The organism is Pseudomonas sp. MF08875, from assembly GCF_059862525.1.
This window is the reverse complement of the sequence record NZ_JCBCUW010000021.1, coordinates 49,305-74,611: the sequence shown is the minus strand read 5'-3', so window position 1 is coordinate 74,611 and position 25,307 is coordinate 49,305. Positions and strand designations below refer to the sequence as shown.

At 60.6% G+C, this 25,307-nt stretch carries 26 protein-coding genes; 2 read left to right on the top strand and 24 right to left on the bottom strand.

Annotated elements, in window-relative coordinates; translation table 11 throughout:
• Positions 1 to 202 precede the first annotated feature (202 nt).
• Positions 203 to 1,882, top strand: coding sequence for a 2-isopropylmalate synthase (gene leuA, locus AC19YT_RS14425; protein WP_095107957.1), 1,680 nt, complete (start codon positions 203 to 205; stop codon positions 1,880 to 1,882).
• 173 nt (positions 1,883 to 2,055) lie between these two features.
• Here leuA and AC19YT_RS14420 read toward each other — a convergent pair whose 3' ends face one another.
• The 21 genes from AC19YT_RS14420 to trmJ form a co-directional block, all read right to left on the bottom strand.
• Entirely contained in the window at positions 2,056 to 2,847 is a 792-nt protein-coding gene (locus tag AC19YT_RS14420; RefSeq protein WP_500596826.1) for an amidohydrolase, read from the bottom strand.
• A complete protein-coding gene (locus AC19YT_RS14415; protein ID WP_500596827.1) occupies positions 2,835 to 3,983 on the bottom strand; it encodes a pyridoxal phosphate-dependent aminotransferase in 1,149 nt (382 codons plus the stop codon). The genes AC19YT_RS14420 and AC19YT_RS14415 overlap by 13 nt, the downstream gene beginning before the upstream one ends.
• Positions 3,984 to 4,101: 118 nt before the next feature.
• Positions 4,102 to 5,574 carry a ribosome biogenesis GTPase Der gene (gene der, locus AC19YT_RS14410; protein WP_500610485.1) on the bottom strand — a complete coding sequence of 491 codons (1,473 nt, stop codon included), beginning with the start codon at positions 5,572 to 5,574 and terminating at the stop codon, positions 4,102 to 4,104.
• A gap of 135 nt (positions 5,575 to 5,709) precedes the next feature.
• The gene (gene bamB, locus AC19YT_RS14405) at positions 5,710 to 6,861 is read right to left on the bottom strand and encodes an outer membrane protein assembly factor BamB (RefSeq protein ID WP_095107953.1); all 1,152 of its coding nucleotides are present in this window, start codon (positions 6,859 to 6,861) and stop codon (positions 5,710 to 5,712) included.
• A complete protein-coding gene (locus AC19YT_RS14400; RefSeq protein ID WP_095107952.1) occupies positions 6,854 to 7,495 on the bottom strand; it encodes a YfgM family protein in 642 nt (213 codons plus the stop codon). The genes bamB and AC19YT_RS14400 overlap by 8 nt, the downstream gene beginning before the upstream one ends.
• Before the next feature lie 40 nt (positions 7,496 to 7,535).
• Positions 7,536 to 8,825, bottom strand: a complete 1,290-nt coding sequence (gene hisS, locus AC19YT_RS14395; RefSeq protein WP_095107951.1) for a histidine--tRNA ligase — start codon at positions 8,823 to 8,825, stop codon at positions 7,536 to 7,538.
• Between the two features lie 22 nt (positions 8,826 to 8,847).
• Entirely contained in the window at positions 8,848 to 9,957 is a 1,110-nt protein-coding gene (ispG, locus tag AC19YT_RS14390; protein WP_095107950.1) for a flavodoxin-dependent (E)-4-hydroxy-3-methylbut-2-enyl-diphosphate synthase, read from the bottom strand.
• Between the two features lie 3 nt (positions 9,958 to 9,960).
• Positions 9,961 to 10,953, bottom strand: coding sequence for a RodZ domain-containing protein (locus AC19YT_RS14385; protein ID WP_500596829.1), 993 nt, complete (start codon positions 10,951 to 10,953; stop codon positions 9,961 to 9,963).
• Positions 10,953 to 11,711, bottom strand: a complete 759-nt coding sequence (gene pilW, locus AC19YT_RS14380; protein WP_500610484.1) for a type IV pilus biogenesis/stability protein PilW — start codon at positions 11,709 to 11,711, stop codon at positions 10,953 to 10,955. Before pilW ends, AC19YT_RS14385 begins: the two co-directional genes overlap by 1 nt.
• 12 nt (positions 11,712 to 11,723) lie before the next feature.
• The gene (gene rlmN / locus AC19YT_RS14375; protein ID WP_500610483.1) at positions 11,724 to 12,872 is read right to left on the bottom strand and encodes a dual-specificity RNA methyltransferase RlmN; all 1,149 of its coding nucleotides are present in this window, start codon (positions 12,870 to 12,872) and stop codon (positions 11,724 to 11,726) included.
• Between the two features lie 28 nt (positions 12,873 to 12,900).
• Positions 12,901 to 13,326, bottom strand: a complete 426-nt coding sequence (gene ndk / locus AC19YT_RS14370) for a nucleoside-diphosphate kinase (RefSeq protein ID WP_017846179.1) — start codon at positions 13,324 to 13,326, stop codon at positions 12,901 to 12,903.
• A 91-nt stretch (positions 13,327 to 13,417) separates the two neighbouring features.
• Entirely contained in the window at positions 13,418 to 13,618 is a 201-nt protein-coding gene (gene iscX, locus AC19YT_RS14365; RefSeq protein ID WP_017846180.1) for a Fe-S cluster assembly protein IscX, read from the bottom strand.
• Positions 13,619 to 13,632: 14 nt separating this feature from the next.
• Positions 13,633 to 13,974 (bottom strand): ISC system 2Fe-2S type ferredoxin, encoded by a 342-nt coding sequence (gene fdx, locus AC19YT_RS14360; protein WP_016977666.1) that lies wholly within the window; start codon positions 13,972 to 13,974, stop codon positions 13,633 to 13,635.
• A 3-nt stretch (positions 13,975 to 13,977) separates the two neighbouring features.
• A complete protein-coding gene (gene hscA / locus AC19YT_RS14355) occupies positions 13,978 to 15,840 on the bottom strand; it encodes a Fe-S protein assembly chaperone HscA (protein ID WP_095107945.1) in 1,863 nt (620 codons plus the stop codon).
• Positions 15,841 to 15,891: 51 nt separating this feature from the next.
• The gene (gene hscB, locus AC19YT_RS14350; protein WP_500610482.1) at positions 15,892 to 16,413 is read right to left on the bottom strand and encodes a co-chaperone HscB; all 522 of its coding nucleotides are present in this window, start codon (positions 16,411 to 16,413) and stop codon (positions 15,892 to 15,894) included.
• A gap of 8 nt (positions 16,414 to 16,421) precedes the next feature.
• Positions 16,422 to 16,745 (bottom strand): iron-sulfur cluster assembly protein IscA, encoded by a 324-nt coding sequence (gene iscA / locus AC19YT_RS14345; RefSeq protein ID WP_095107943.1) that lies wholly within the window; start codon positions 16,743 to 16,745, stop codon positions 16,422 to 16,424.
• A gap of 33 nt (positions 16,746 to 16,778) precedes the next feature.
• A complete protein-coding gene (gene iscU, locus AC19YT_RS14340) occupies positions 16,779 to 17,165 on the bottom strand; it encodes a Fe-S cluster assembly scaffold IscU (protein WP_003443374.1) in 387 nt (128 codons plus the stop codon).
• 102 nt (positions 17,166 to 17,267) lie between these two features.
• Positions 17,268 to 18,482: an IscS subfamily cysteine desulfurase gene (locus tag AC19YT_RS14335; protein WP_500610481.1), complete on the bottom strand. Its 1,215-nt coding sequence runs from the start codon at positions 18,480 to 18,482 to the stop codon at positions 17,268 to 17,270.
• A 50-nt stretch (positions 18,483 to 18,532) separates the two neighbouring features.
• Positions 18,533 to 19,024 (bottom strand): Fe-S cluster assembly transcriptional regulator IscR, encoded by a 492-nt coding sequence (gene iscR, locus AC19YT_RS14330; RefSeq protein ID WP_095107941.1) that lies wholly within the window; start codon positions 19,022 to 19,024, stop codon positions 18,533 to 18,535.
• Between the two features lie 204 nt (positions 19,025 to 19,228).
• Entirely contained in the window at positions 19,229 to 20,002 is a 774-nt protein-coding gene (gene cysE / locus AC19YT_RS14325) for a serine O-acetyltransferase (protein ID WP_095107940.1), read from the bottom strand.
• 2 nt (positions 20,003 to 20,004) lie between these two features.
• Positions 20,005 to 20,775: a tRNA (cytosine(32)/uridine(32)-2'-O)-methyltransferase TrmJ gene (gene trmJ, locus AC19YT_RS14320; protein ID WP_095107939.1), complete on the bottom strand. Its 771-nt coding sequence runs from the start codon at positions 20,773 to 20,775 to the stop codon at positions 20,005 to 20,007.
• A gap of 145 nt (positions 20,776 to 20,920) precedes the next feature.
• On the opposite strand from trmJ, the gene suhB reads away from it, so the two are divergent.
• Positions 20,921 to 21,736, top strand: a complete 816-nt coding sequence (gene suhB / locus AC19YT_RS14315) for a type III secretion system regulator SuhB (protein WP_095107938.1) — start codon at positions 20,921 to 20,923, stop codon at positions 21,734 to 21,736.
• A 66-nt stretch (positions 21,737 to 21,802) separates the two neighbouring features.
• Here the strand turns inward: suhB and AC19YT_RS14310 are convergent, their stop codons facing one another.
• The 3 genes from AC19YT_RS14310 to secD form a co-directional block, all read right to left on the bottom strand.
• Positions 21,803 to 22,345 (bottom strand): glycine zipper 2TM domain-containing protein, encoded by a 543-nt coding sequence (locus AC19YT_RS14310; protein WP_095107937.1) that lies wholly within the window; start codon positions 22,343 to 22,345, stop codon positions 21,803 to 21,805.
• 117 nt (positions 22,346 to 22,462) lie between these two features.
• On the bottom strand, positions 22,463 to 23,377 hold the full coding sequence (gene secF / locus AC19YT_RS14305; protein WP_095107936.1) for a protein translocase subunit SecF: 915 nt from the start codon (positions 23,375 to 23,377) through the stop codon (positions 22,463 to 22,465).
• A 9-nt stretch (positions 23,378 to 23,386) separates the two neighbouring features.
• Entirely contained in the window at positions 23,387 to 25,255 is a 1,869-nt protein-coding gene (secD, locus tag AC19YT_RS14300; protein ID WP_095107935.1) for a protein translocase subunit SecD, read from the bottom strand.
• Positions 25,256 to 25,307 lie beyond the last annotated feature (52 nt).

Below are 25,307 nucleotides of genomic sequence, written 5' to 3'. Positions count from 1 at the left end.
TGCCATCGTCCCCCCGGCGCGGTTAGGGTTGAACGCATGAAAACCTCTCACACCCTCATTCAGCGTCGCCAACACCGCAGCCTGTGCCTCGTCAGCGCACGACTGCCAGGGTGAATCGCGGTGCCTCGCCCCTCGCCTCATCTCTCGTAAACGCATTACCGGCAGGCCGCCTCTTTTCGGCCGAACAATAAGGATTACCCCGATGACCATGCTCAAAGACCCGTCCTCGAAATACCGCGCCTTCCCGACCATCGACATCCCGGACCGCACCTGGCCGTCGAAAACCATCACTAGCGCGCCGATCTGGTGCAGCTCCGATTTGCGCGACGGCAACCAGTCGCTGATCGAGCCGATGGATGCAGTGAAAAAACTGCGTTTCTGGAAAACCCTGGTCGCCGTCGGCGTGAAAGAAATCGAAGCCTCCTTCCCGGCCGCTTCGCAAACCGACTTCGACTTCGTACGCACCCTCATCGAAGACGGCCACATCCCGGACGACACCACCATCCAGGTGCTCACCCAGGGCCGTGAAGACCTTATCGAGCGCACCTTCGAATCCCTGCGCGGGGCGAAAAAAGCCATCGTCCACCTGTACAACGCCACCAGCCCATCCTTCCGCAAAATCGTCTTCAACCAGGACAAGGAAGGCGTCAAGGCCATCGCCGTGAACGCCGCCAAGCTGTTCGTCAAGTACGCAGCCATGCAACCTGAAACCCAGTGGACCTTCGAGTACTCGCCAGAAACCTTCAGCGCCACGGAGCTGGAGTTCTCCAAGGAAGTCTGCGACGCGGTGATCGAGGTGTGGAACCCAACGCCCGAGCACAAGATGATCCTCAACCTGCCGGCCACGGTTGAGTGCGCCACGCCGAACATCTACGCCGACCAGATCGAATGGTTCGGCCGCCATATCAACCGCCGTGACAGCGTGCTCATCAGCCTGCACACCCATAACGACCGTGGCACAGGCGTTGCCGCCACCGAACTGGGCCTGATGGCCGGCGCCGACCGTGTCGAAGGCTGCCTGTTCGGCAACGGCGAGCGCACCGGCAACGTCGACCTGGTGACCGTCGCGCTGAACCTCTACACCCAGGGCGTGGACCCTGAGCTGGACTTCTCCGACATCGACGGCATCCGCAAGGTCGTGGAAGAGTGCAACCAGATCCCGGTGCACCCGCGCCACCCCTACGTGGGCGACCTGGTCCACACCGCGTTCTCCGGCTCGCACCAGGACGCCATCCGCAAAGGCTTCAGCCAGCAACAACCCGACACCCTGTGGGAAGTGCCGTACCTGCCGATCGACCCCGCCGACATCGGCCGCAGCTACGAGGCGGTGATCCGCGTCAACAGCCAGTCGGGCAAGGGCGGCATCGCTTACTTGCTGGAACAGGAATACGGCATCAACCTGCCACGCCGCATGCAGATCGAGTTCAGCCAAGTCGTGCAGCGTGAAACCGATCGCCTGGGCCTGGAGATGACCGCCCAGCAGATCCACAGCCTGCTCCACAGCGAGTACCTGCAAGCCAACACCCCGTATGCGCTGGTCAGCCATCGCTTGCAGGAAGAGAACGGTCATAGCGCGGTCGAGGTGGAAGTCTCCAGCAAAGGCCAGGGCGAAACCAACCTGCACTGGCGCGGCAAGGGTAACGGTGCCCTGGAAGCCTTGGTGGCCGGTTTGCCGATCCCGGTGGAGATCATGGACTACAACGAACACGCCATCGGCGCCGGCACCAACGCCAAGGCCGCGGCGTACATCGAACTGCGGGTCAATGGTGAGCGTGCGGTCCACGGCGTGGGTATCGACGAAAACATCACCACCGCCAGCTTCAAGGCCCTGTTCAGCGCGCTGAACCGCTCCCTCAGCCAGCCGCAGGCGAAAGCGGCGTAAGGCCCTGCGCAATACAAAAGGCCCCTGGATGAGCGCCCAGGGGCCTTTTTATTGGTTGGGATTTTGTACTGCCTTATCGCGGGCAGGCCCCCACAAAGGGAGTGGCAAACAATACAAATCCTTGTGGGAGCGGGCTCGCCCGCGATAGCAATCTTGCAGGTAACGCCGCCCCCTCAGGCAAACTGAAAACCGTCCGCATCCAGGTTCGCCGGGAACCTCGTGCGATAAGCCGCCAGCTCTGCCGCATCCAGGCACACCAGGAACACCCCGTCCGCCTCTCCCGCACTCAACAGGCTTTCGCCCTGGAAATCCAGAACCTGGCTATCCCCGGTGTAGGCAAAGCCCTTGCCGTCGGTGCCAACCCGATTGACCGCCGCGACGTAGCACAGGTTTTCAATGGCCCGCGCGGGCAGCAAGCGGTTCCAGTGCTGGCGCCGCGCGCCTGGCCAGTTGGCGGTGTAGAGCAGCAGGTCGGTGTCGTGGGGGTCGCGGCTCCACACGGGGAAACGCAGGTCGTAGCAAATCAGCGGCCGAATGCGCCACCCTTTGAGCTCGAACCGCACCTGCCGCTCGCCTGGGCTGAAGTGCTTATGTTCGCCGGCCATGCGGAACAGGTGACGCTTGTCGTAGTGCAGCACTTCGCCATCCGGGCGCGCCCACAGCAAGCGGTTGCGATGGCTGCCATCGGCCAGTTGCACAATCAGGCTGCCGGTCACCACCGCGTCGTACTTTTTCGCCTGGCCCCGCAGCCATTGGCTGGTGGGGCCGTTCTCGGGCTCGGCCAGGGTTTCGGACTCCATGGAAAACCCCGTGGTGAACATCTCCGGCAGGATTATCAAGTCCGCGCCACGTGCCTGTTCCAGCAGCAACTCGAAGTGATCGTGGTTGGCCTGACGGTCGTGCCAGGCCAGCGTGGTCTGCACCAGGGCGATGTTCAGGTTCGGAAAAGCAGTCAAATCCCACATAGTTTTTGCGCTGCCTGACGCAGCGTCTCCTCCCGTTTAGCGAAGCACAAGCGCACCAGGCGCTGCTCTTGTGGTGGGTTCTGGTAGAACACCGACACCGGGATGGTCGCCACACCATGCTCACGGGTGAGCCACAGCGCCATCTCGACATCGTTGAGGTCGGGGCGGATCTGCGAGTAATCCACCAACTGGAAGTAGGTGCCGGTGACCCGGGTAAAGCTCAAGCGCGAAGGCGCGAGCAGATCGCAGAACAAATCGCGCTTGGCCTGATAGAACCCCGGCAGCTCATCGATGTGCTCCGGGTGCTCGGCCATGAAATCGGCCAGGGCGTACTGCAACGGCGTCACGCCGCAGAAACTCACGTACTGGTGCACTTTGCGCAGCTCGGCGCTCAGGGCCGGAGGCGCCACCACGTAACCGGTTTTCCAACCGGTTACGTGGTAGGTCTTGCCGAACGAACTGACCACAAAGGCGCGCTGATACAGCTCTTCGTGGGCCAGCACACTGGCGTGGGCCACGCCGTCGAACACCAGGTGCTCGTAAACTTCGTCGCTAATCAGGTAAATGTCGCGGTCACGGATCAGTTGCGCCAACTGGTCCAGCTCGGCCCGGGAGATCAACGCGCCGCTGGGGTTATGCGGGGAGTTGAGAATAATCATCCGCGTGCGCGGGCTCAGCGCCTGGGCGAGCTTGTTGAAATCGATGGTGAAGGTCTGGCTGTCCAATTGCACATGCACGCAACGCCCGCCGGCCAGTTCTACCGATGGCTCGTAGCTGTCGTAGGCAGGGTCGAAAACGATAACTTCATCGCCGCTGTGGATAACCGCCTGGATGGCGCAGAAGATGCCCTGGGTGGCGCCGGGGGTGATGGTGACTTCCATGTCCGCATTGACCCGCACGCCGTAGCTGCGCTGGATCTTCGCAGCCACTTGCTGGCGCAGTGCCGGCAGGCCGGTCATGGGCGAGTACTGGTTGTGGCCGTTGGCAACATGCCAACTGAGCGCATCCCGTAGGGCCTGCGGGCCGTCGAAATCGGGAAAGCCCTGGGACAGGTTCAGTGCGCCGGTTTCCATCGCGAGCTGCGACATGCGGGTGAAGATAGTGGTGCCGACATTCGGCAGCTTACTGGCGATCATGGGTGATTCCCTGCTCAACACCCGGCTCTACGGCGGCGCGGGAGCCCCGGAGGATAGCCCATCCAACGCCCATAAAAAAAGGGCGCATAAAGCGCCCTTCTTCAACCGGCCCGATGAATCAGCGCTTGTCGCGGCGCTTCTTGTCGGCCTTCTTGTGGTGGGTCATCAAACGACGCTTCTTGTTGACCTGGCGGTCGGTGAGCGTGTTTTTGTTGCCTTCGTACGGGTTCTCACCGCCCTTGAACTCAATACGGATCGGCGTACCGACCAGTTTCAGTACCCGGCGATAGGTGTTCTCCAGGTAGCGCACATAGGACTTGGGCACCTTCTCGATCTGGTTACCGTGGATCACGATAATCGGCGGGTTGGCACCGCCCAAGTGGGCGTACCGCAGCTTGATCCGACGGTTGTTGACCATCGGCGGCGCATGCTCGCCCACGGCGTCTGCGAGAATCTGGGTCAGGCGATTCGTCGGCCAGCGGGTGACCGCCGACTTGAACGAGTTCTGCACCGAAGCGTAGAGGTTGCCCACGCCCGTACCGTGCAGGGCCGAGATGAAGTGAATGTCGGCAAAATCAACGAAAAACAGGCGACGTTGCAACTCGACCTTGACGAAATCACGCTCGCCGGGGGTCATGCCGTCCCACTTGTTGATCGCGATCACCAGCGCCCGACCCGCTTCCAGGGCAAAGCCCAGCAGGTTGAGGTCGTGGTCAACCACACCTTCGCGGGCATCCATGACGAAGATCACCACGTTGGCGTCTTTGATCGCTTGCAGGGTCTTGACCACGGAGAACTTTTCAACTTCCTCGTGGATCTTGCCGCGTTTGCGCACACCAGCGGTGTCGATCAGCGTGTACTTCTCTTCGTTACGCTCAAAGGGAATATAGATACTGTCGCGGGTGGTGCCGGGCTGGTCGTAGACGATAACCCGGTCTTCACCGAGCATGCGGTTGACCAGGGTCGACTTGCCGACGTTCGGGCGGCCGATGATGGCAATCTTGATCCCGTCTTTTTCGCTCGGACCGGGAATGCGCTTGGCTTCCTGGCCTTCTTCGACGATTTCCTCTTCGCCGTCTTCAGGCGCTTCGTCATCGTCTTTGGGGAAGTCGCTCAGGGCGATTTCCAGCATCTGCGTGATGCCGCGGCCGTGGGCACCGGCGATCGGGATCGCGTGGCCCATGCCCAACGGGGCGAACTCGGCGCGGGCCATTTCAGGGTCGATGTTGTCGACCTTGTTGGCGACCACGTAGGAACGCTTGTTTCGCTTGCGCAGGTGCTCGGCGATCATCTGGTCGGCAGCGGTGAAACCGGCGCGGGCATCGACCAGAAAGAGGACGACATCGGCTTCTTCGATGGCCAGCAGCGACTGCTCGGCCATCTTTTCGTCCATGCCATGCTCGTCACCGGAAATACCGCCGGTATCGATCAAAATGTAGGAGCGCCCTTGCCACTTTGCCTCACCGTATTGGCGATCACGGGTCAGACCGGACAAGTCGCCGACAATGGCGTCGCGAGTCCTGGTCAGGCGGTTGAACAGGGTGGACTTGCCGACGTTCGGGCGGCCCACCAGGGCGATTACGGGAACCATGCGGCTCTCCACTTCGTTATTTGCGAAAATACAAAAGCCGCTGCGAGGCAGCGGCTGGTGCTCGGGGCAGCGCCCGGAGGCGCTGCAAACCCCGTGAGAACGGGGCCGCTTGGGGTCAGACCCCAAGCATAGTCATTACTTGATGGTCAGGGCTTCCAGTTTGCCACTGTTGCCATACACATAAATCATGTCGCCTACCACCAGCGGACGGGCACGCAGGCCATCGCTGTCGATACGCTCACGGCCGACGAAGCGGCCATCCACCTGGCTCAACAGGTGCAGGTAACCTTCCAGGTCACCGACGGCCACGTAGCTGGAAAACACTTCCGGTGCCGACAACTGGCGGCGTGCCAGGGAATCGTTGGTCCACAACGCGGTGGTAGAACGCTCGTCCACGCCTTCGACGGTGCCCGAAGCCAGGCTCACGTAGACGCTGCCAAAGCCCTGGGCCACACCGGCGTAGCTGGAAGCATCCCGCTGCCAGAGCGGACGACCGCTTTCCAGGTCCAGCGCCGCAACACGGCCCTGGTAGCTGGCGATATACAGGGTGCCGCCAGACAACAGCAGACCACCATCAATATCGACCACGCGATCCAGTTCCGAACGACCTTGTGGAATGGCTACCCGTTGCTCCCAGACCGGCACGCCGTTCTGGGTATCCAGGGCCACCACTTTACCGGTGGAGAGGCCGGCGACGGCTAGGCGATTGGTGACGATCGGGGCACTGGTGCCGCGCAGGGTCAGTACCGCCGGGGTGCTGTCATAGAGCCAGCGCTGGTTGCCAGTGGCAGCATCCAGGCCGATCAGGCGATCGTCCTGGGTCTGCACCACCACCACGTCACCGTTGGTGGCGGGCGGCGCAAGCACTTCACTGGTCACGCGTGCGCGCCATTTCTCTTCGCCGTTGCTGGAATCCAGGGCAACCACTTCACCCTTGAGCGTGCCGATCATGACCAGGCCATAACCCACGCCGACGGCGCCGGAGACGGGCAGATCGAGATCCTGCTTCCACTTGACGTCGCCAGTCATACGATCGAGCGACATCACCACACCTGTCACATCGGCGGCGTAGAGGGTGTCACCGTCGATCGCGGGCACCAGCATGTTGTAGGTTTCGCCCTGGCCGTCACCGACCGAACGGCTCCATTGCTTTTGCAGGACCACTTCTTCTTTGAAGTCGACCAGCTCTGCCGGAGGCAATTCTTTTTTGCTGTTGCTGCTGCAACCCGCGGCCAGAATGGCCAGGGCCAGCAATGCTGCATGTTTCCAACGAATCACGTCACGCATCCCCTTTGGCCAAGTCGTCCAGCTTGATTTGTAGGCCACCGACCGCTGCTTCATCAGACAGCGCAGCCTTGGCTTTTTCATACGCGGCATGGGCTTCGTCGGCGCGACCCAACTGGACCAGCAGGTCACCTTTGAGTTCTTCGCGAGTGGCCAGGAACGCCTTGTCCGCATCTCCTTCCAGCAACTTGAGGGCCTCATCAGCCTTGTTCTGTGCCGCCAACACCTGGGCCAGACGCTGACGCGCCACTTCGCCCAGAGTCGGGTTGACCGGTTTGTCGGCAATTGCCTTGAGCTGGGCCGCAGCGTCGTCCAGCTTGCCGGTATCGACCGCGACCTTGGCCACGAACAGGCTGCCGTACTGGGCATAAGCGGTGCCGCCGAACTCTTTGTTCAACTTGCCCGCCAGGTCCGCGACACGGGCCGGGTCAGGCTTGCCGTCGGGCGTCAGCGTGGTTTCCAGCAGTTGCTGATAGAGAATCGAGGCGCCTTGCGACTGATTGCTCTGGTACTTCTGCCAGGCCTGCCAGCCGAACACGATAACCAGCGCCAACAGGCCGCCAGTGACCAAGGGTTTGCCGTTCCGCTGCCACCAGTCTTTGAATTCCGCTAGCTGTTCATCTTCGCTACTCGACACCCCAATACTCCTTATTCGCTAAATCGGCTGTTTGACAGCTTCAACCCTGCACGACGCAGGTGGCCAGGTGCGCAGCAAGTGCATCCCAGGCGACGCTTTGTTGTTCACCCTGGCCACGCAGGGGTTTGAAACCTACCACTTGCTGCGCCAGCTCATCGTCACCCAGGATCAGTGCGTACAACGCACCGCTCTTGTCGGCTTTCTTGAACTGGCTCTTGAAGCTGCCGGCACCGGCATTGACCTGCAGGCGCAGGTGGGGCAACTGGTCACGCACTCGCTCGCTCAAGGCCAGAGCAGCCAGTTCGGCGGCCTCGCCGAAGGCGCAGAGGTAAACATCAACCTGGCGCGACAACTCTTCTGGAACTTGCTCCAGTGCCTCAAGCATCAGTACCAGACGCTCGATGCCCATGGCGAAACCGACGCCGGAAGTAGGTTTGCCGCCCATCTGCTCGACGAGGCCATCGTAGCGGCCACCGGCGCACACGGTGCCTTGGGCGCCGAGCTTATCGGTCACCCATTCAAAAACGGTCTTGCTGTAGTAATCGAGCCCGCGCACCAGTTTGGGATTAATCACGTAGGGAATGCCCGCCGCATCCAGGCGCGCCTTGAGCCCTTCAAAGTGGATGCGCGATTCATCGTCCAGGTAATCGGCCATTTTCGGCGCATCGACCAGAACCGCTTGGGTATCGGCGTTCTTGGTATCCAGCACCCGCAACGGGTTGGTCTTCAGGCGACGCTGGCTGTCTTCGTCAAGCTGGTCCAGGTGCTGCGAGAGATACGCCACCAGCGCTTCGCGATAGCGCCCGCGGGACTCGCTGGTGCCCAAGCTGTTGAGTTCAAGCTTGACCGCATCACGGATACCCAGCTCGCCCCACAGGCGCCAAGTCAGCACGATCAGCTCAGCATCGATGTCCGGGCCGTCGAGGTTGAACACTTCGACGCCTATCTGGTGAAACTGGCGATAGCGGCCTTTCTGCGGGCGTTCGTGGCGGAACATCGGGCCGATGTACCAGAGCTTCTGCACCTGGCCACCGCCGGTAATGCCGTGTTCCAGCACTGCGCGCACGCAGGCAGCAGTGCCTTCGGGGCGCAGGGTTAGGGAGTCGCCGTTGCGGTCATCGAAGGTGTACATCTCTTTTTCGACGATGTCGGTCACTTCACCGATGGAGCGTTTGAACAGCTCGGTGAACTCGACGATCGGCATGCGGATCTGCTTATAACCGTAGTTATCCAGCAGGCGCGCGACCGTACCTTCAAAGTAACGCCACAACGGCGTCTGTTCGGGCAGGATGTCGTTCATGCCACGAATGGCTTGCAGAGACTTGCTCACAAAAATTCCTTAGTTCGTTCGATCAGCCGCGCGCAATGACCGCAGCGTCAGCCTCGACCTTTTCGGCCGCTTTCTGGCGGATCAATCTTTCGAGTTGATCCACCAGATTGTCATTCGTCAGCTTCTGCGACGGCTTGCCGTCGATGTAAATCAGGTTCGGCGTACCGCCAGTCAGGCCCACGTGGGCTTCCTTGGCTTCACCGGGGCCGTTGACCACGCAGCCAATCACCGCGACGTCCAGTGGTACCAGCAGGTCTTCGAGGCGGACTTCCAGTTCGTTCATGGTTTTCACCACGTCGAAGTTCTGCCGCGAGCAACTCGGGCAGGCAATGAAGTTGATGCCACGGGAGCGTAAATGCAGGGATTTGAGAATGTCGTAGCCGACTTTCACTTCCTCGACCGGATCAGCCGCCAACGAGATGCGGATAGTATCGCCAATCCCTTCGGCCAGCAGCATACCGAGGCCCACGGCAGATTTCACTGTGCCTGAACGCAAACCGCCGGCCTCGGTGATCCCCAGGTGCAACGGTTGGACGATTTCCTTGGCCAAGAGGCGGTAGGCTTCAACGGCCATGAACACGTCGGAGGCCTTCACACTGACCTTGAAGTCCTGGAAATTCAGGCGTTCCAGGTGTTCGACATGGCGCAGCGCCGACTCGACCAAAGCAGCCGGGGTCGGCTCGCCGTATTTCTTCTGCAGGTCTTTTTCCAGGGAACCGGCGTTGACGCCGATCCGGATCGGAATTCCGCGGTCGCGAGCCGCATCGACCACGGCACGCACTCGGTCTTCGCGACCGATATTGCCCGGGTTGATTCGCAGGCAATCCACGCCCAACTCGGCGACACGCAAGGCGATCTTGTAGTCGAAGTGAATATCGGCAACCAAGGGCACCTTGACCAGTTGCTTGATCCGCCCGAAGGCCTCGGCTGCGTCCATGTCCGGCACGGACACTCGCACGATATCCACGCCTGCCGCTTCCAGACGATTGATCTGGGCCACGGTGGCGGCCACATCGTTGGTGTCGCTGTTGGTCATACTCTGAACCGCGATAGGCGCATCGCCACCCACGGGAACCGAGCCGACCCAGATTTTGCGGGATTCGCGACGTTTGATTGGAGATTCGCCGTGCATGACTTATTGACCCAACTTCAGGCGAGCAGTCTCGCCACTCGTGAACGGCGCGAGATCGACCGCTCGCCCGTTGTAGCTGACTTGTGCGCCTCGGGCATAACCCAGGCGCACGGAAAATGGTGGCTTGCCGCTGACATCGACAGTCTCGCCCTTGCGCTTAAGGGCACTGACCAGAACCTTGCCGCTGCCATCGGTCACTTGTGCCCAGCAGTCGGCGGTGAAGTGCAGTTGCACCTGGCCATCACCCGCCGCAGGGGCTTGAGCCACAGTCGGAGCCAGAGCCGCGGGCGCCGGGGCGCTGACAACGGGAGCTGCAGGGGTAGCCGGCGCGTTCACTACTGGCGCTGGCGGGGTGACCGCAGTGGCCGCAGCCACCACAGGTGCTGTGGGCGCGCTGGCTTCGGCCGCAGCTTCGCCAGTGGTTGATGCATCAGGCAGGGCCAGGGCGGTTTCGCCCTCGCTCTGGCCTTCTACGACAGCCTGGTCTTCCGGCTCGTCGAGGGGATGAATCTGCGTGGTGCCATCGGCGCCCTCGACTTCAACGTGTTCTTGGTTGAGGCCGATCAGGTCCTTGGTGCGCAGCGACGTCTGGTCTTGCCACCAGATAAAGCCACCACCGACCACCGCAATCAACAACAGTAGGCTGACAATGCGCAAAATAGTGTGGGAAACCCGCACAGGCTCCTCGATCCGGCCCAGGCTGTGCACGCTGCTGCCTTGGGAATCGGTGCCGGTGTACTGATCGAACGCCTGCACCAACACTGCCTGGTCCATCTCCAGCAACTTGGCATAGGCGCGGATATAACCGCGGGCGAAGGTATGCCCCGGCAATTTGTCGAAGGCGCCGTTTTCCAGGTTGGTCAATGAACTGATCGTGAGGTTGAGCTTCAACGCCACTTCGGCCAACGACCAGCCATTGCTTTCGCGAGCCTGGCGCAAAGTCTCACCGGGATTGACACGAGTCGCTGCTACAACTTCGGGATGCGCCGCTTTCATCATTGCTCCGACAGGTATTGCTGATATTCCGGCGTACCGGGATAGAGTCGTTCTAGTTGCTGGCCAATACGCATGGCCTTGTCGCGGTCCTCAAACACATCGGCCAATTTCAGACCGAGCAATAGACTACGTGCATTTTGCGCGCTGAGCAGGCTAAAACGATCGTAATAGTCCCGCGCGGGGACATATTGCCTATCTTCGAAAGACAACTCAGCCATTTCCAGCAAGGCGCGCGGCTGTTGCCGGTTCAGGCGCAAGGCTTTTTCCAGTTGCTGACGGGCCACATCACGCTGGCCCATCACCGACGCCGTCACCCCCAGGTTCTCGAAAACCCGCGAACGCTCGGAGTAGAGAGTATCGGCAGCGGCCCGCTCAAAGTACTGGTAAGCGTCCGGGTAACGCTTTTGTTCAAAAAGAAAACTGCCGTAGTTGTTCAGGATACGCGGTTCGTCGGGGCGGGCAGCCAATGCCTTGCGAAAATAGCCTTCTGCCAGCTCGGGCTCCATTTCCGACTGGAACACCAGCGCAAGGGCCGCGTTGGCGTCGGCATCGTTGGCGTTCAGCTCCAACGCCTTGGTCAGCGGTGCCTTCGCTTGCTCGCTCAGGCCCTGCTGCAAATAGCCCAGGCCAAGCTGGACATAGGCAGCACGCGCCTCATCGCGGCCCTTGCTCGTTGCCATTGGGTGGGTTTCACCGAACAGCACACAACCGGCCAACAGGCTGGCAAACAGCAAAAGCAGCGCGAGGCGCACAGGCATGGAGATCCTCTCTCAGGGGCGGTTCACAGCGTTTTGCGCCGTATCGCCGTCTGCGCTCAGTTCGCGCACGGCAATGTAACGTTCGCTGCGGCGGGTGCGGTCCAGCACCTGCCCGACCAACTGGCCACAGGCTGCGTCGATGTCCTCACCACGGGTGGTGCGCACGGTGACGTTGAAGCCGGCGTGATGCAGTTGATCCTGGAAGCGACGAATGGCGTTATTGCTGGGCCGCTCGTAACCGGAATGGGGAAACGGATTGAAGGGAATCAGGTTGATCTTGCAAGGCACATCCTTGAGCAACTCGATCATCTCCACCGCATGTTCAACCTTGTCGTTGATGTCTTTGAGCAAGGTGTATTCGATGGTCAGCACGCGCTTTTCGCCCAGGGACGACATGTAGCGCTGGCACGACTCGAGCAGCATCTTAAGCGGATACTTTTTGTTGATCGGCACCAATTGGTTACGCAATGCGTCGTTCGGTGCGTGCAGGGACAACGCCAGGGAGACGTCGATGTGCTTGGACAGCTCATCGATCATCGGCACCACACCGGAGGTAGACAGGGTCACGCGGCGCTTGGAAATGCCGTAGCCCAGGTCATCCATCATCAAGTGCATGGCCGCGACGACGTTGTCAAAGTTCAGCAGGGGCTCGCCCATGCCCATCATCACCACGTTGGTGATGGCGCGATCGACGGTGGCGGGAATGCTGCCGAACGATTTGTTGGCAATCCACACCTGGCCGATAACTTCGGCGGCGGTGAGGTTGCTGTTGAAACCTTGCTTGCCGGTGGAGCAGAAACTGCAATCCAGGGCACAGCCTGCCTGGGACGAAACGCACAAGGTGCCGCGCTTGCCCTGGGGGATGTAGACGGTCTCGACGCAGCTGCCGGACGCCACGCGCACCACCCACTTGCGGGTGCCGTCGCTGGAGATATCCTCGCTGACCACTTCCGGACCGCGAACTTCGGCAATGGCCTTGAGCTTGTCGCGCAGGGCTTTGCTGACGTTCGTCATGGCGTCGAAATCATCGACGCCAAGGTGGTGAATCCATTTCATTACCTGACTGGCACGGAAACGCTTCTCCCCGATTGAGTCGAAGAATTTTTCCATTTCCGGCTGGGTCAGGCCCAGCAGGTTGGTTTTTGCAGTCGTTGTCTTCATGGATTCACCTTCACTCTTAAGCCAATGCTTAGCGAGTGGTTACTTCAGTAGCTGCGAAAAAGTACGAAATTTCGCGAGCAGCAGCGGCTTCGGAGTCCGAACCGTGCACAGCGTTGGCGTCGATGGAGTCAGCGAAATCAGCGCGGATAGTGCCTGCAGCTGCTTCTTTAGGGTTGGTGGCACCCATCAGCTCACGGTTCAGAGCGATAGCGTTTTCGCCTTCCAGAACCTGAACAACAACAGGGCCGGAGATCATGAAGGCAACCAGGTCGCCGAAGAAGCCACGAGCGCTGTGCTCAGCGTAGAAGCCTTCAGCTTCAGCCTTGGACAGTTGCTTGAGTTTCGAAGCTACAACCTTCAGGCCGGCTTTTTCGAAACGAGTGGTGATCTCGCCGATGACGTTTTTTGCAACAGCGTCAGGCTTGATGATGGAGAAAGTACGTTGAACAGCCATGGTGTAACTCCAGAAACGGTAATTTACGAAAAATTAAACCCGCGAATTATACGCGGGTTCTTGGGTATTGCCTAACTGCGTAAGGGAGGCGTCAGTCCTGCTCTTCTTTCCAGGCAGTCTGGATAGCTTCCAGAACCTTTTCGCCACCGCGATCGCGCTCATCATCAAAGCCTGGCAAGGCCATGACCATGTCACGCAAAGCAACAAAATTCAGAGAATAGGGATCCATATCCGGGTTGCCGTCTGCCAACAGGATAGCGATCTCTTGCACATCAACCCATTTAAGACTCATGACACTTCCTTGAATCAGTGCGGCGCTTCGGCCGCATGGTTGAGCGAATACTTCGGAATTTCGACGGTAAGGTCTTCTGTCCCCACCTTGGCCTGACAGCTCAGGCGCGACGTCGGTTCCAGGCCCCAGGCCCTATCAAGATAGTCCTCTTCCAGCTCATCGGCCTCTTCAAGGCTATTGAAACCTTCGCGGATAATGCAGTGACACGTGGTACAGGCGTTAACGCCACCACAAGCACTCTCGATCTCAATGTGGTTGTCGTGGGCAACTTCGAGAATGGACTTGCCGGTCTCAGCCTCCACGACCATACCGTCCGGGCAATGCTCGGCGTGTGGCAGAAAAATGACCTGCGGCATCAGTTATTCCTCAATTTCATTCAGGTTGCGTCCCGCCAGGACGGCTTTCACCGTCTGGTTCATACGACGGGCGGCAAAGGCATCGGTTACTTGTGAAAGGCGCTTGGTCTGTTGTTCGATGGCATAACCATCGGTGCCTTTCATCAATTCGGCCAGTTCCTGCATCTGCAGGTCGATGACCAAGCGTTCTTCAGCATCCAGCAGGCGCTCACCGTCTGCCTCAAGCGCGCCCTGCACAGCCTCGAGAAGGCGCTGGGCATCGACTTGCTGCTCACGCAGCACCCGGGCGTTCTTGTCGTCACTGGCGTACTGGAACGAATCCTTGAGCATGCGGGCGATTTCGCCGTCCGTCAGGCCGTAGGACGGCTTGACCTGGATGCTCGCCTCGACACCCGAGCCCAGTTCACGGGCGGCCACGCTGAGCAGGCCGTCGGCGTCGACCTGGAAGGTCACGCGGATCTTCGCCGCACCCGCCACCATGGCCGGAATGCCGCGCAACTCAAAGCGCGCCAGGGAGCGGCAGTCGCTAATCAGCTCGCGCTCGCCTTGTAGCACATGAATCATCATGGCCGACTGGCCATCCTTGTAGGTGGTGAAATCCTGGGCGCGGGCGACAGGGATAGTGGTGTTGCGCGGGATCACCTTCTCCATCAACCCGCCCATGGTTTCCAGGCCCAAGGACAGCGGAATCACGTCAAGCAGCAGCAATTCGCCACCGTCGCGCTTGTTGCCTGCCAGGGTATCGGCCTGGATCGCGGCGCCAATGGCCACGACCTGATCCGGGTCGATCTCGGTCAACGGCTGGCGACCGAAGGCTTCGGCCACTGCATCGCGCACACGGGGCACGCGGGTCGAGCCGCCGACCATGACCACGGCGGCCACGTCTTCAAGCTCGACGCCGGAATCACGCACGGCGCGACGGCAGGCCTTGAGGCTGCGGGCGACCATGGGTTCGATCAGCGCATCGAAGGCATCACGGGTCAACTGAGCCGACCACGTACCGTAGACCACTTCAACCGAAGCAGCCTGGGTCAAGGCTTCCTTGGCGGCACACGCGGTTTGCAGCAGGTTACGCTGCGCACCCGGGTCCAGGTCGGCGGACAAGCCAGCGCCCTCGATGATCCAACCGGCCAGGGCATGGTCGAAATCATCACCGCCCAGGGCGCTGTCGCCACCGGTGGCCAAGACCTCGAAGACCCCGCCGGTCAGACGCAGAATCGAGATATCGAAGGTGCCGCCACCCAGGTCGTAAATGGCGACCAAGCCTTCGGCGTGCTGGTCCAGACCATAGGCCACGGCAGCGGCTGTCGGTTCGTTGAGCAGGCGCAGCACATTCAGGCCGGCAAGTTTCGCCGCGTCCTTGGTGGCCTGGCGTTGAGCGTCGTCGAAGTAGGCTGGGACGGTAATCACCGCACCCACCAAGTCCCCGCCCAAGGTGTTTTCAGCGCGCTGGCGTAAAACCTTGAGGATCTCGGCCGACACCTGCACCGGGCTTTTCGGCCCCTGCACGGTATCGATGAACGGCATATGGGATTCGCCGCCGACAAAGCGGTAAGGCAGTTGATCGCCCAGTTGCTTGACGTCGCCAAGGCCGCGCCCCATCAGGCGCTTGACCGACAGCACGGTGTTGAGCGGATCGGCGGCGGCAGCCAGCCGGGCAGACTCACCCACCTCGACGCGATCGGCGTGATAACGCACCGCGGACGGCAGGATGACCTGGCCATCGGCGTCGGCCAGGGGCTCGCTCAGGCCGCTGCGCACCGCAGCGACCAGGGAGTTGGTGGTGCCCAAGTCAATCCCCACAGCCAGGCGACGCTGGTGCGGTTGAGGACTTTGGCCGGGTTCGGCGATCTGCAGTAGGGCCATGGTAATCAGGTCTTATCTGTCTATCAGGCGTGCAACTTGGGCAGCACTGGGTTAATCGTCGAGGCGCTCTTCTAGTTGGCGCACTTCGTAGGTGAGCTTGTCGAGGAACTGCATGCGCCGCATCAGGCGTTCGGCCTGCTCGCGTTGCGCCGCATCATCCCAACAGGCAGCGAAGCTTTCGTTCAGTTCGTCCTGCGCCACCTTGAGGCGACGCTTGAACGTAGCGACTCCGGCCAGGTCGGCGCTGCCCTGCAGATCTTCAAGTTCTTCGCGCCATTGCATCTGCTGCAGAAGAAACTCTGGATCGTGCACCGTGACCTCCAGCGGCAACTCCCCACCGCCCATGGCGAGCAGATAGCGCGCACGCTTGGGAGGGCTCTTGAGCGTCTGGTAGGCCTCATTGAGGCTGGCGGACTGTTCCAGCGCCAGCCGCTGCTCGCGCTCGGTGGCCTCGGCAAAGCGGTCGGGGTGGACGCCGCGCGCCAATTCACGGTAGCGCGTGGCCAACTGGTCGAGGTCCAGGCGAAAACTCGGCTGCAACTCGAATAAGGCGAAATGACAAGGAGTACCCACAAAATGCCTCAGATATTGAAGCTTTCGCCGCAGCCACATTCACCGCGAACATTGGGATTGTTGAACTTGAAGCCTTCGTTCAACCCTTCCTTGACGAAATCCAGCTCAGTACCGTCGAGGTACGTCAGGCTCTTGGGATCGATAATCACTTTCTCGCCATGACTCTCGAACACCTGATCGTCGCTGTTCACTTCGTCGACAAACTCCAGCACGTAGGCAAGGCCGGAACAGCCTGTGGTGCGGACACCCAGGCGAATCCCATCACCCTTGCCGCGCCCGTTGAGGGAGCGTCGCACGTGTTGAGCAGCCGCTTCTGTCATGCTGATAGCCATCGGAATTCCTTACGACTCAAGCTGTGGGGGATCTCAGATCAAGCCTTTCTTCTGCTTGTAATCGCGAACGGCGGCCTTGATGGCGTCCTCGGCGAGTACGGAGCAGTGAATCTTGACCGGCGGCAGGGCCAGTTCTTCAGCCAACTGAGTGTTCTTGATGGTCTCTGCTTCATCCAGAGTCTTGCCTTTCATCCACTCGGTCGCCAGGGAGCTGGAGGCGATGGCCGAACCGCAACCGTAGGTCTTGAACTTGGCGTCTTCGATGATGCCTTGCTCGTTGACCTTGATTTGCAGGCGCATCACGTCGCCGCAGGCGGGCGCGCCGACCATGCCGGTACCGACATCAGGGTCTTCGGCGTCCATCTTGCCGACGTTGCGCGGGTTCTCGTAGTGGTCGATGACCTTTTCGCTGTAAGCCATGATTCTTAATCCTCACTCATCAGGGCCGCTCTTGAGGCCCGGTAAAAACGCCAGCGTTGATCGCCACGTTGTTACAGAACCTGTATGTGGCGGCTTCTTTATTTAGTGTGCCGCCCACTCGATCTTGGAGATATCGACACCGTCTTTGTACATGTCCCACAGCGGCGACAGGGCGCGCAGCTTGGTAACGGCCTCGCAGACTTTCTGCGCGGCGTAGTCGATTTCTTCTTCGGTGGTGAAACGGCCGAAGGTGAAGCGGATCGAGCTGTGTGCCAACTCGTCGTTGCGGCCCAGGGCGCGCAGCACGTAGGAAGGCTCCAGGGACGCCGAGGTACAGGCCGAACCGGAGGAAACCGCGAGGTCCTTGAGCGCCATGATGAGCGACTCGCCTTCCACGTAGTTGAAGCTCAGGTTCAGGTTGTGCGGAACGCGCGCGGTCAAGCTGCCGTTGACGTACAGCTCTTCCAGGCCTTCGACCTGTTTGAAGAAACGGTCGCTCAGCGCCTTGATGCGTACGTTTTCGGCGGCCATGTCTTCCTTGGCCACGCGGAACGCCTCACCCATGCCCACGATCTGGTGCGTCGCCAGGGTGCCCGAACGCATGCCGCGCTCGTGACCGCCGCCGTGCATGGTCGCCTCGAGGCGAACACGCGGTTTGCGGCTCACGTAGAGCGCCCCAATGCCTTTGGGGCCGTAGGTTTTGTGGGCAGAGAACGACATCAGGTCGACTTTGAGCTTGGCCAGGTCGATTTCAACCTTGCCGGTGGACTGTGCCGCATCGACGTGCAGCAGCACACCTTTGGAACGGGTCAGTTCGCCAATAGCCGCGATGTCGTTGATGGTACCGATTTCGTTGTTGACGTGAATCACCGAAACCAGAATGGTGTCGTCGCGCAGCTCTGCGGCGATCATTTGCGGGGTCACGATGCCGTCTTCGCGAGGCTCGATGTAGGTGACTTCGAAGCCTTCACGCTCCAGTTGGCGCATGGTGTCCAGGACGGCCTTGTGCTCAATCTTGGTGGTAATCAGGTGCTTGCCCTTGGTGGCATAGAAGTGCGCGACGCCCTTGATTGCCAGGTTGTCGGACTCGGTGGCACCCGAGGTCCAGACGATTTCACGCGGGTCGGCGTTGACCAGATCGGCGACCTGGCGACGAGCATTTTCCACGGCCTCTTCGGCTTTCCAGCCGAACACGTGGGAGCGGGACGCCGGGTTACCGAAGTTTCCGTCGACCAGCAGGCACTCACTCATCTTTTGCGCAACACGCGGATCGACCGGGGTGGTTGCGGAGTAATCAAGGTAAATCGGCAATTTCATGGACTTTCTCCTAAATCAGGCTGGCTGGCGTGCCGCTAGCTCTTTGGCTGTCATTCGACGGCGGACGCTTCAATCTTGTCCAGACGCGGCACCTTGCTGTTGCAGCGGCGCTGGTCCTGACGCTGGGCCACTTCTTGCACCTCACGGCGAGTCACAAGATCGGCCAAGCTGATACCACTCAGAAATTCATGGATCTGCAAACTCAAGTCGCACCACAAATGGTGGGTCAGGCAGGTATCGCCGGCATGGCAATCGCCCAGCCCCTGGCATTTGGTGGCATCGACCGATTCGTTGACTGCGTCGATTACCTGGGCTACTTGGATGCCCTGCATATCACGTGATAGCTGGTAGCCACCACCCGGGCCGCGCACACTGGACACCAGGTTGCTACGGCGCAACTTGGCGAAAAGCTGTTCGAGGTAGGACAGGGAAATGCCTTGGCGCTCGGAGATATCGGCCAGGGACACCGGGCCATGCTGCGCGTGTAACGCCAAGTCGAGCATGGCGGTCACGGCGTATCGGCCTTTTGTAGTCAGTCGCATGGACAAGTACCACGGAGTTTCGGAATGAGGGCGAGTATGCAATTCCCGAGTATTTAAGTCAACTATAAGACCTAGTACTTTAGTCAGGATTACCCGCAAAAAGAGCGCGCGAATGATAGCAGGGTCTGCCGGGTAATGGCACACGCCCGACAAGCAGGCACGTCAACTGCCGGTGCCGCGACCGGAAGTCGCGGCACCAACACCTCAGCCGGCCTGATCTTCCCGCCCCTTGACCTCGGCGAAGTCCTCGTCGCGCAGCACCGGTAGGTCCTTGGCGCAGTAGCTGCTGCCCAGTTCGGTCAGGGCGCCACACATACCCTCCAGGCGCCCATCTACCGCTTGCAGGTGATCGAGCAGTTGCCCAATCGCCCGCGCCACCGGGTCCGGCATGTCCTCACTGACCCCATAAGCATCGAAGCCGAGCTTCTCGGCCATGGCCTTACGCTTGGCGTCCTGCTCGGCATCAGACTTGATAATGATGCGCCCAGGAATCCCAACCACCGTCGCCCCGGCCGGTACAGCCTTGGTCACCACGGCGTTGGAGCCAACTTTCGCCCCAGCCCCCACGGTGAACGGCCCGAGCACCTTGGCGCCCGCACCCACGACCACGCCGTCTTCCAGGGTCGGGTGGCGCTTACCCTTGTTCCAACTAGTACCGCCAAGGGTCACACCCTGGTAGAGAGTCACGTCGTCGCCGATTTCAGCCGTCTCGCCAATCACAATGCCCATGCCGTGATCGATAAAGAACCGACGCCCGACCTTGGCCCCCGGATGGATCTCAATTCCAGTCAGCCAGCGACCGAAGTTGGACACCAGCCGCGCCAACCACTTCCAGCCCGAACGCCAGAGCAGGCCGGCCAGGCGATGGATCCAGATTGCGTGCATGCCGGGGTAGCAGGTCAGCACCTCAAAAGCGTTACGCGCCGCCGGGTCGCGATGAAAAACACTCTGGATATCTTCACGCAAACGCTCGAACATCTTTAATCCTTCCGCTTTAGAAGCTCGCCACGGGCCGCTTTCTGGGTTTCCGTGAGGATGCCACGCAATATGTTCATTTCCGCTCGGCTGACCGAGCTGCGCCCGTACAAGCGGCGCAGGCGTGCCATCAAGTGCCGTGGCTTTTCAGGGTCGAGGAACTCAATGGCTACCAGGGTCTGCTCCAGGTGCTCGTAAAAGCGCTCCAGCTCATCCATGGTCGCCAATTCACCGCTTTTGGTGGACGCCACTTCATCCTTCTCGACCTTGCTCGGCTGGCCTTGTGCCGCCAGCCAAGCCATGCGCACCTCATAGCTCAACACCTGCACCGCCGCCCCCAGGTTCAGCGAACTGAACTCAGGGTCGGAGGGGATATGCACATGGTAATGACATCGCTGCAGCTCCTCGTTGGTCAGGCCGGAATCTTCGCGACCGAACACCAGAGCGATTTCAGCACCCTCGCCCGCCTCTTCCACGACCTTGGCACCGCACTCGCGCGGGTCGAGCAACGGCCAGGGGATACGGCGGTCACGCGCACTGGTGCCCAGCACCAGGTTGCAGCCCACCAAAGCATCTTCCAGGGTGGCGACCACTTGCGCATTGGCCAGGATGTCGTTGGCGCCGGACGCTCGGGCGTCGGCCTCGTGGTGCGGAAACAAACGCGGCTCCACCAGCACCAGGCGCGTCAGCCCCATATTTTTCATGGCGCGCGCCACCCCGCCGATGTTCCCGGGATGACTGGTATTGACCAAGACCACACGAATGTTCTGCAGCAAGGGAGGCGCTCTCGGACAAGGGGAAAGGGGGCAAATATTACAGAACAGACTAAGGTTATGCCACGAAAGCGAACGTCGGCCTTCATCTACACGAACTTTCTGCTAGAATGCTCGGCTTTCTTTAACAACCTTAGGTGACACATCCATGCAGCCCATGCTGAATATCGCGCTGCGCGCCGCCCGCAGCGCCAGTGAATTGATTTTCCGCTCCATCGAGCGCCTGGATACCATCAAGGTCGACGAAAAAGACGCCAAGGACTATGTGTCCGAAGTTGATCGCGCTGCCGAGCAGAAGATCATCGACGCGTTGCGCAAGGCTTATCCAACCCACGCCATCCTCGGCGAAGAAACCGGCATGCACGCCGGCAGCGGCGAAGGTGAAGACTACCTGTGGATCATCGACCCACTGGACGGCACCACCAATTTCCTGCGCGGCGTTCCCCATTTCGCCGTGAGCATCGCCTGCAAATACCGCGGTCGCCTAGAACACGCAGTGGTCCTGGACCCGGTACGCCAGGAAGAATTCACCGCCAGCCGTGGCCGTGGCGCCCAGCTCAACGGTCGTCGCCTGCGTGTCAGCGGCCGTACCAGCCTGGACGGTGCCCTGCTGGGCACGGGCTTCCCGTTCCGCGATGACCAGATGGACAACCTCGACAACTACCTGGGTATGTTCCGCAGCCTGGTCGGCCAGACCGCCGGCATCCGCCGCGCTGGCGCCGCAAGCCTGGACCTGGCCTACGTCGCTGCTGGCCGCTACGACGCCTTCTGGGAGTCGGGCCTGTCCGAGTGGGACATGGCTGCCGGTGCCCTGCTGATCCAGGAAGCGGGCGGCTTGGTGAGCGACTTCACTGGCGGCCACGACTTCCTTGAAAAAGGCCACGTCGTCGCCGGCAACACCAAATGCTTCAAAGCAGTCCTGACGGCCATCCAGCCGCACCTGCCGCCATCGCTCAAGCGCTAAGCGAGCGGGCATAAAAAAAGCACCTTTCGGGGTGCTTTTTTTTGACCTTTTTAAGGCTGGCAGCCTTTACTGCTCGTTCTGCCCCAGGATCAACTGGCCTTCCTTATTGACCGGAATCTGGTTGCCCGGATCGCGATCCATCCGCACCTTGCCTTCCTTGCCATCCAATGAATAGCGCACATCGTAGCCCACGACCTTGTCGCTGATGTCGTTGACCGTGTTGCAGCGCGTCTGGGTGGTGGTGTAGGTATCACGGTTCTGCATACCTTCCTGAACCTTGTTGCCGGCATAGCCGCCGCCGACCGCACCTGCAACCGTGGCTATCTTCTTGCCATTACCGCCACCGATCTGATTGCCCAGCAAGCCACCCGCTACCGCACCCAGCACCGTGCCGGCAATCTGGTGTTGATCCTTGACCGGGGCCTGACGGGTGACCGTGACGTCCTTGCAAACCTCGCGAGGGGTCTTGATCTGGGTCTTGACCGGCTCCACCGCCAATACTTGCGCATACTCAGGGCCGCTATTTACCAGGCTGTAGGTGGCAACAGCACCCCCGGCAGTCACACCGACAGCACCCAATACCGCACCAACCAGCAACGACTTGTTCACATGAACCTCCTGACCATCACAAGCGGGACATGCCCGCGCTTCTCCCAGCCTTGGAGCATAAAAAAAGGCGCGAGTTCAACACTCGCGCCTTTTACGTACCGCCAGGGGAGACGATGCCTACGGGCGCTCGTCCACTTCCTTCTCGGTATTGGCTACGGGGATCAAGTCCTCGGAGCTCAGGTTCAGCCAGATCAACACCACGTTGGCGATATAGATCGACGAGTAGGTACCCGCCAACACACCCACGAACAAGGCGATGGAGAAGCCCCACAGGTTATCGCCACCAAACACCAGCAAGGCCACGATCGCCAGCAAGGTGGAGATGGAGGTGGCCATGGTGCGCAGCAGGGTTTGCGTGGTCGAGATGTTGATGTTCTCGATCAGGCTCGCCTTGCGCAGCACCCGGAAGTTCTCCCGCACCCGGTCGAATACCACGATGGTGTCGTTGAGCGAGTAGCCGATAATCGCCAACACCGCCGCCAGCACCGTCAGGTCGAAGGTGATCTGGAAGAACGCCAGGATCCCCACGGTCACAATGACGTCGTGGATCAACGACACAATGGCGCCGACCGCGAATTTCCACTGAAAGCGGAACGCCAGGTAGATCAGGATGCCGCCCAATGCCATCAGCATGCCGAGGCCGCCCTGGTCGCGCAGCTCTTCACCAACCTGCGGGCCGACGAACTCGACGCGCTTGACCTGGGCCGGGTTGTCACCGCCCACTTTCTGCAGCGCCTCGGCCACCTGGTGACCCAGTTGCGGGTCTTCGCCCGGCATGCGCACCAGCAGGTCGGTGGTGGCGCCAAAGCTCTGCACCACCGCATCTTCGTAACCTGCGGCAACCAATTGGGAGCGAACCTTCATCACGTCCGCCGGACGCTCGTAGGTCAGCTCGATCAGCGTGCCGCCGGTAAAGTCCAAGCCATAGTTCAAGCCCTTATGGAACCAGCTGAACAACGCCAGAACGGTAAGGACCACAGTGACGCCGAACGCAACGTTGCGAACGCCCATGAAGTTGATAGTACGTAACATGGCAGCCCCTTAAATCCACAACTTCTTGAAGTCACGACCGCCGAAGATCAGGTTGACCATCGCGCGGGTCACCATGATGGCCGTGAACATCGAGGTAAAGATCCCGAGGGACATGGTCACCGCAAAGCCTTTGACCGGGCCGGTGCCCATGGCAAAGAGGATCCCGCCGACCAACAAGGTAGTCAGGTTGGAGTCCAGGATCGCAGTGAATGCCCGGCCGAAGCCTTCGTTGATTGCCCGCTGCACCGTCATCCCGGCCGCGATTTCCTCACGGATCCGCGAGAAGATCAGAACGTTGGCGTCCACCGCCATACCCATGGTCAGCACGATACCGGCGATACCCGGCAGGGTCAGGGTTGCCCCCAGCAGCGACATCAGGGCCAGCAGCAGCACCATGTTCACCGCCAGCGCGACCGTGGCAATGATGCCGAAGAAGCGGTAGATGGCAATGATGAACAGCGACACGAACAACATGCCCCACAGCGAGGCGTCGATACCCTTGGTGATGTTGTCAGCACCCAGGCTCGGGCCGATGGTGCGCTCTTCAGCGAAGTACATCGGCGCCGCCAGACCACCCGCACGCAACAACAGCGCGAGCTCGGAGGATTCGCCCTGGCCGTTGAGGCCGGTAATGCGGAACTGCGCACCCAGCGGCGACTGGATGGTCGCCAGGCTGATGATGCGTTTCTCTTCCTTGAAGGTCTGCACCGGCACGTCTTTCTCGACGCCGTTGACCATTTGCTTGGTGTAAGTGGTGACCGGACGCTGTTCGATGAAGATCACCGCCATGCTGCGCCCGACGTTGCTGCGCGTGGCGCGGCTCATCAGTTCACCGCCATGGCCATCGAGGCGGATATTCACTTCCGGCGTGCCCTGCTCACCGAAACCCGCCTTGGCGTCAGTCACCTGATCGCCAGTGATGATGAGGCCGCGCTCGATCAACGCTGGAGGACGATTGCCCTCGCGGAATTCAAAGGACTCGGAAGTAGCCTTCGACGCACCCGGCTCGGCGGCCAGGCGGAACTCAAGGTTGGCCGTCTTGCCCAGGATACGCTTGGCTTCAGCGGTGTCCTGCACACCCGGCAGCTCAACCACGATACGGTTGGCGCCCTGGCGCTGAACGATAGGTTCGGCAACACCCAGCTCATTGACGCGGTTACGTACCGTGGTCAAGTTCTGTTTGATGGAGTATTCGCGGATTTCCGCCAGCTTGGCCGGGGTCATCGCCAGACGCAGCACCGCCTGACCGTTGAGGTCGGCCGGAACGATGTCGAAATCAGTGAAGCTCTTACGGATCAGGGCACGGGCCTGTTCGCGGGTCGCTTCGTCAGCGAAGCCCAGCTGGATGGCGCCATCGAGTTGCGGCAGGCTGCGATAACGCAGGCGCTCTTTGCGCAGCAGGCTCTTGACGTCGCCTTCGTAGACTTTCAGACGAGCATCCAGGGCTTTGTCCATGTCCACTTCCAGCAGGAAGTGCACGCCACCGGACAAGTCCAGGCCCAGCTTCATCGGGTGCGCACCGAGGTTGCGCAGCCACTGGGGCGTGGTTTGGGCCAGGTTCAGCGCGACTACGTAGTCATCGCCCAACGCCTTGCGCACCACATCCTTGGCCGGAAGTTGATCCTCTTGCTTGGTCAGGCGGATCAGCCCGCCCTTGCCGCTTTCGGCCAGCGAAGAAGCCTTGACCGTGATCCCGGCATCGGCCAGGGCCTTGCTCGCGCGATCCAGATCAGCCTGGTTGACCTTCAGCGCAGTGCTCGCACCGCTGACCTGAATGGCCGGATCGTCAGGATATAAATTGGGAGCGGAATAAATAATACCGATCGCCAGCACCGCCAGGATCAGTATGTATTTCCACAGAGGGTATTTGTTCAGCATCACGCCGCCCGCTTATGAAGCGGGGCGCCTTGCGCGCCCCGTCGATTGAGTA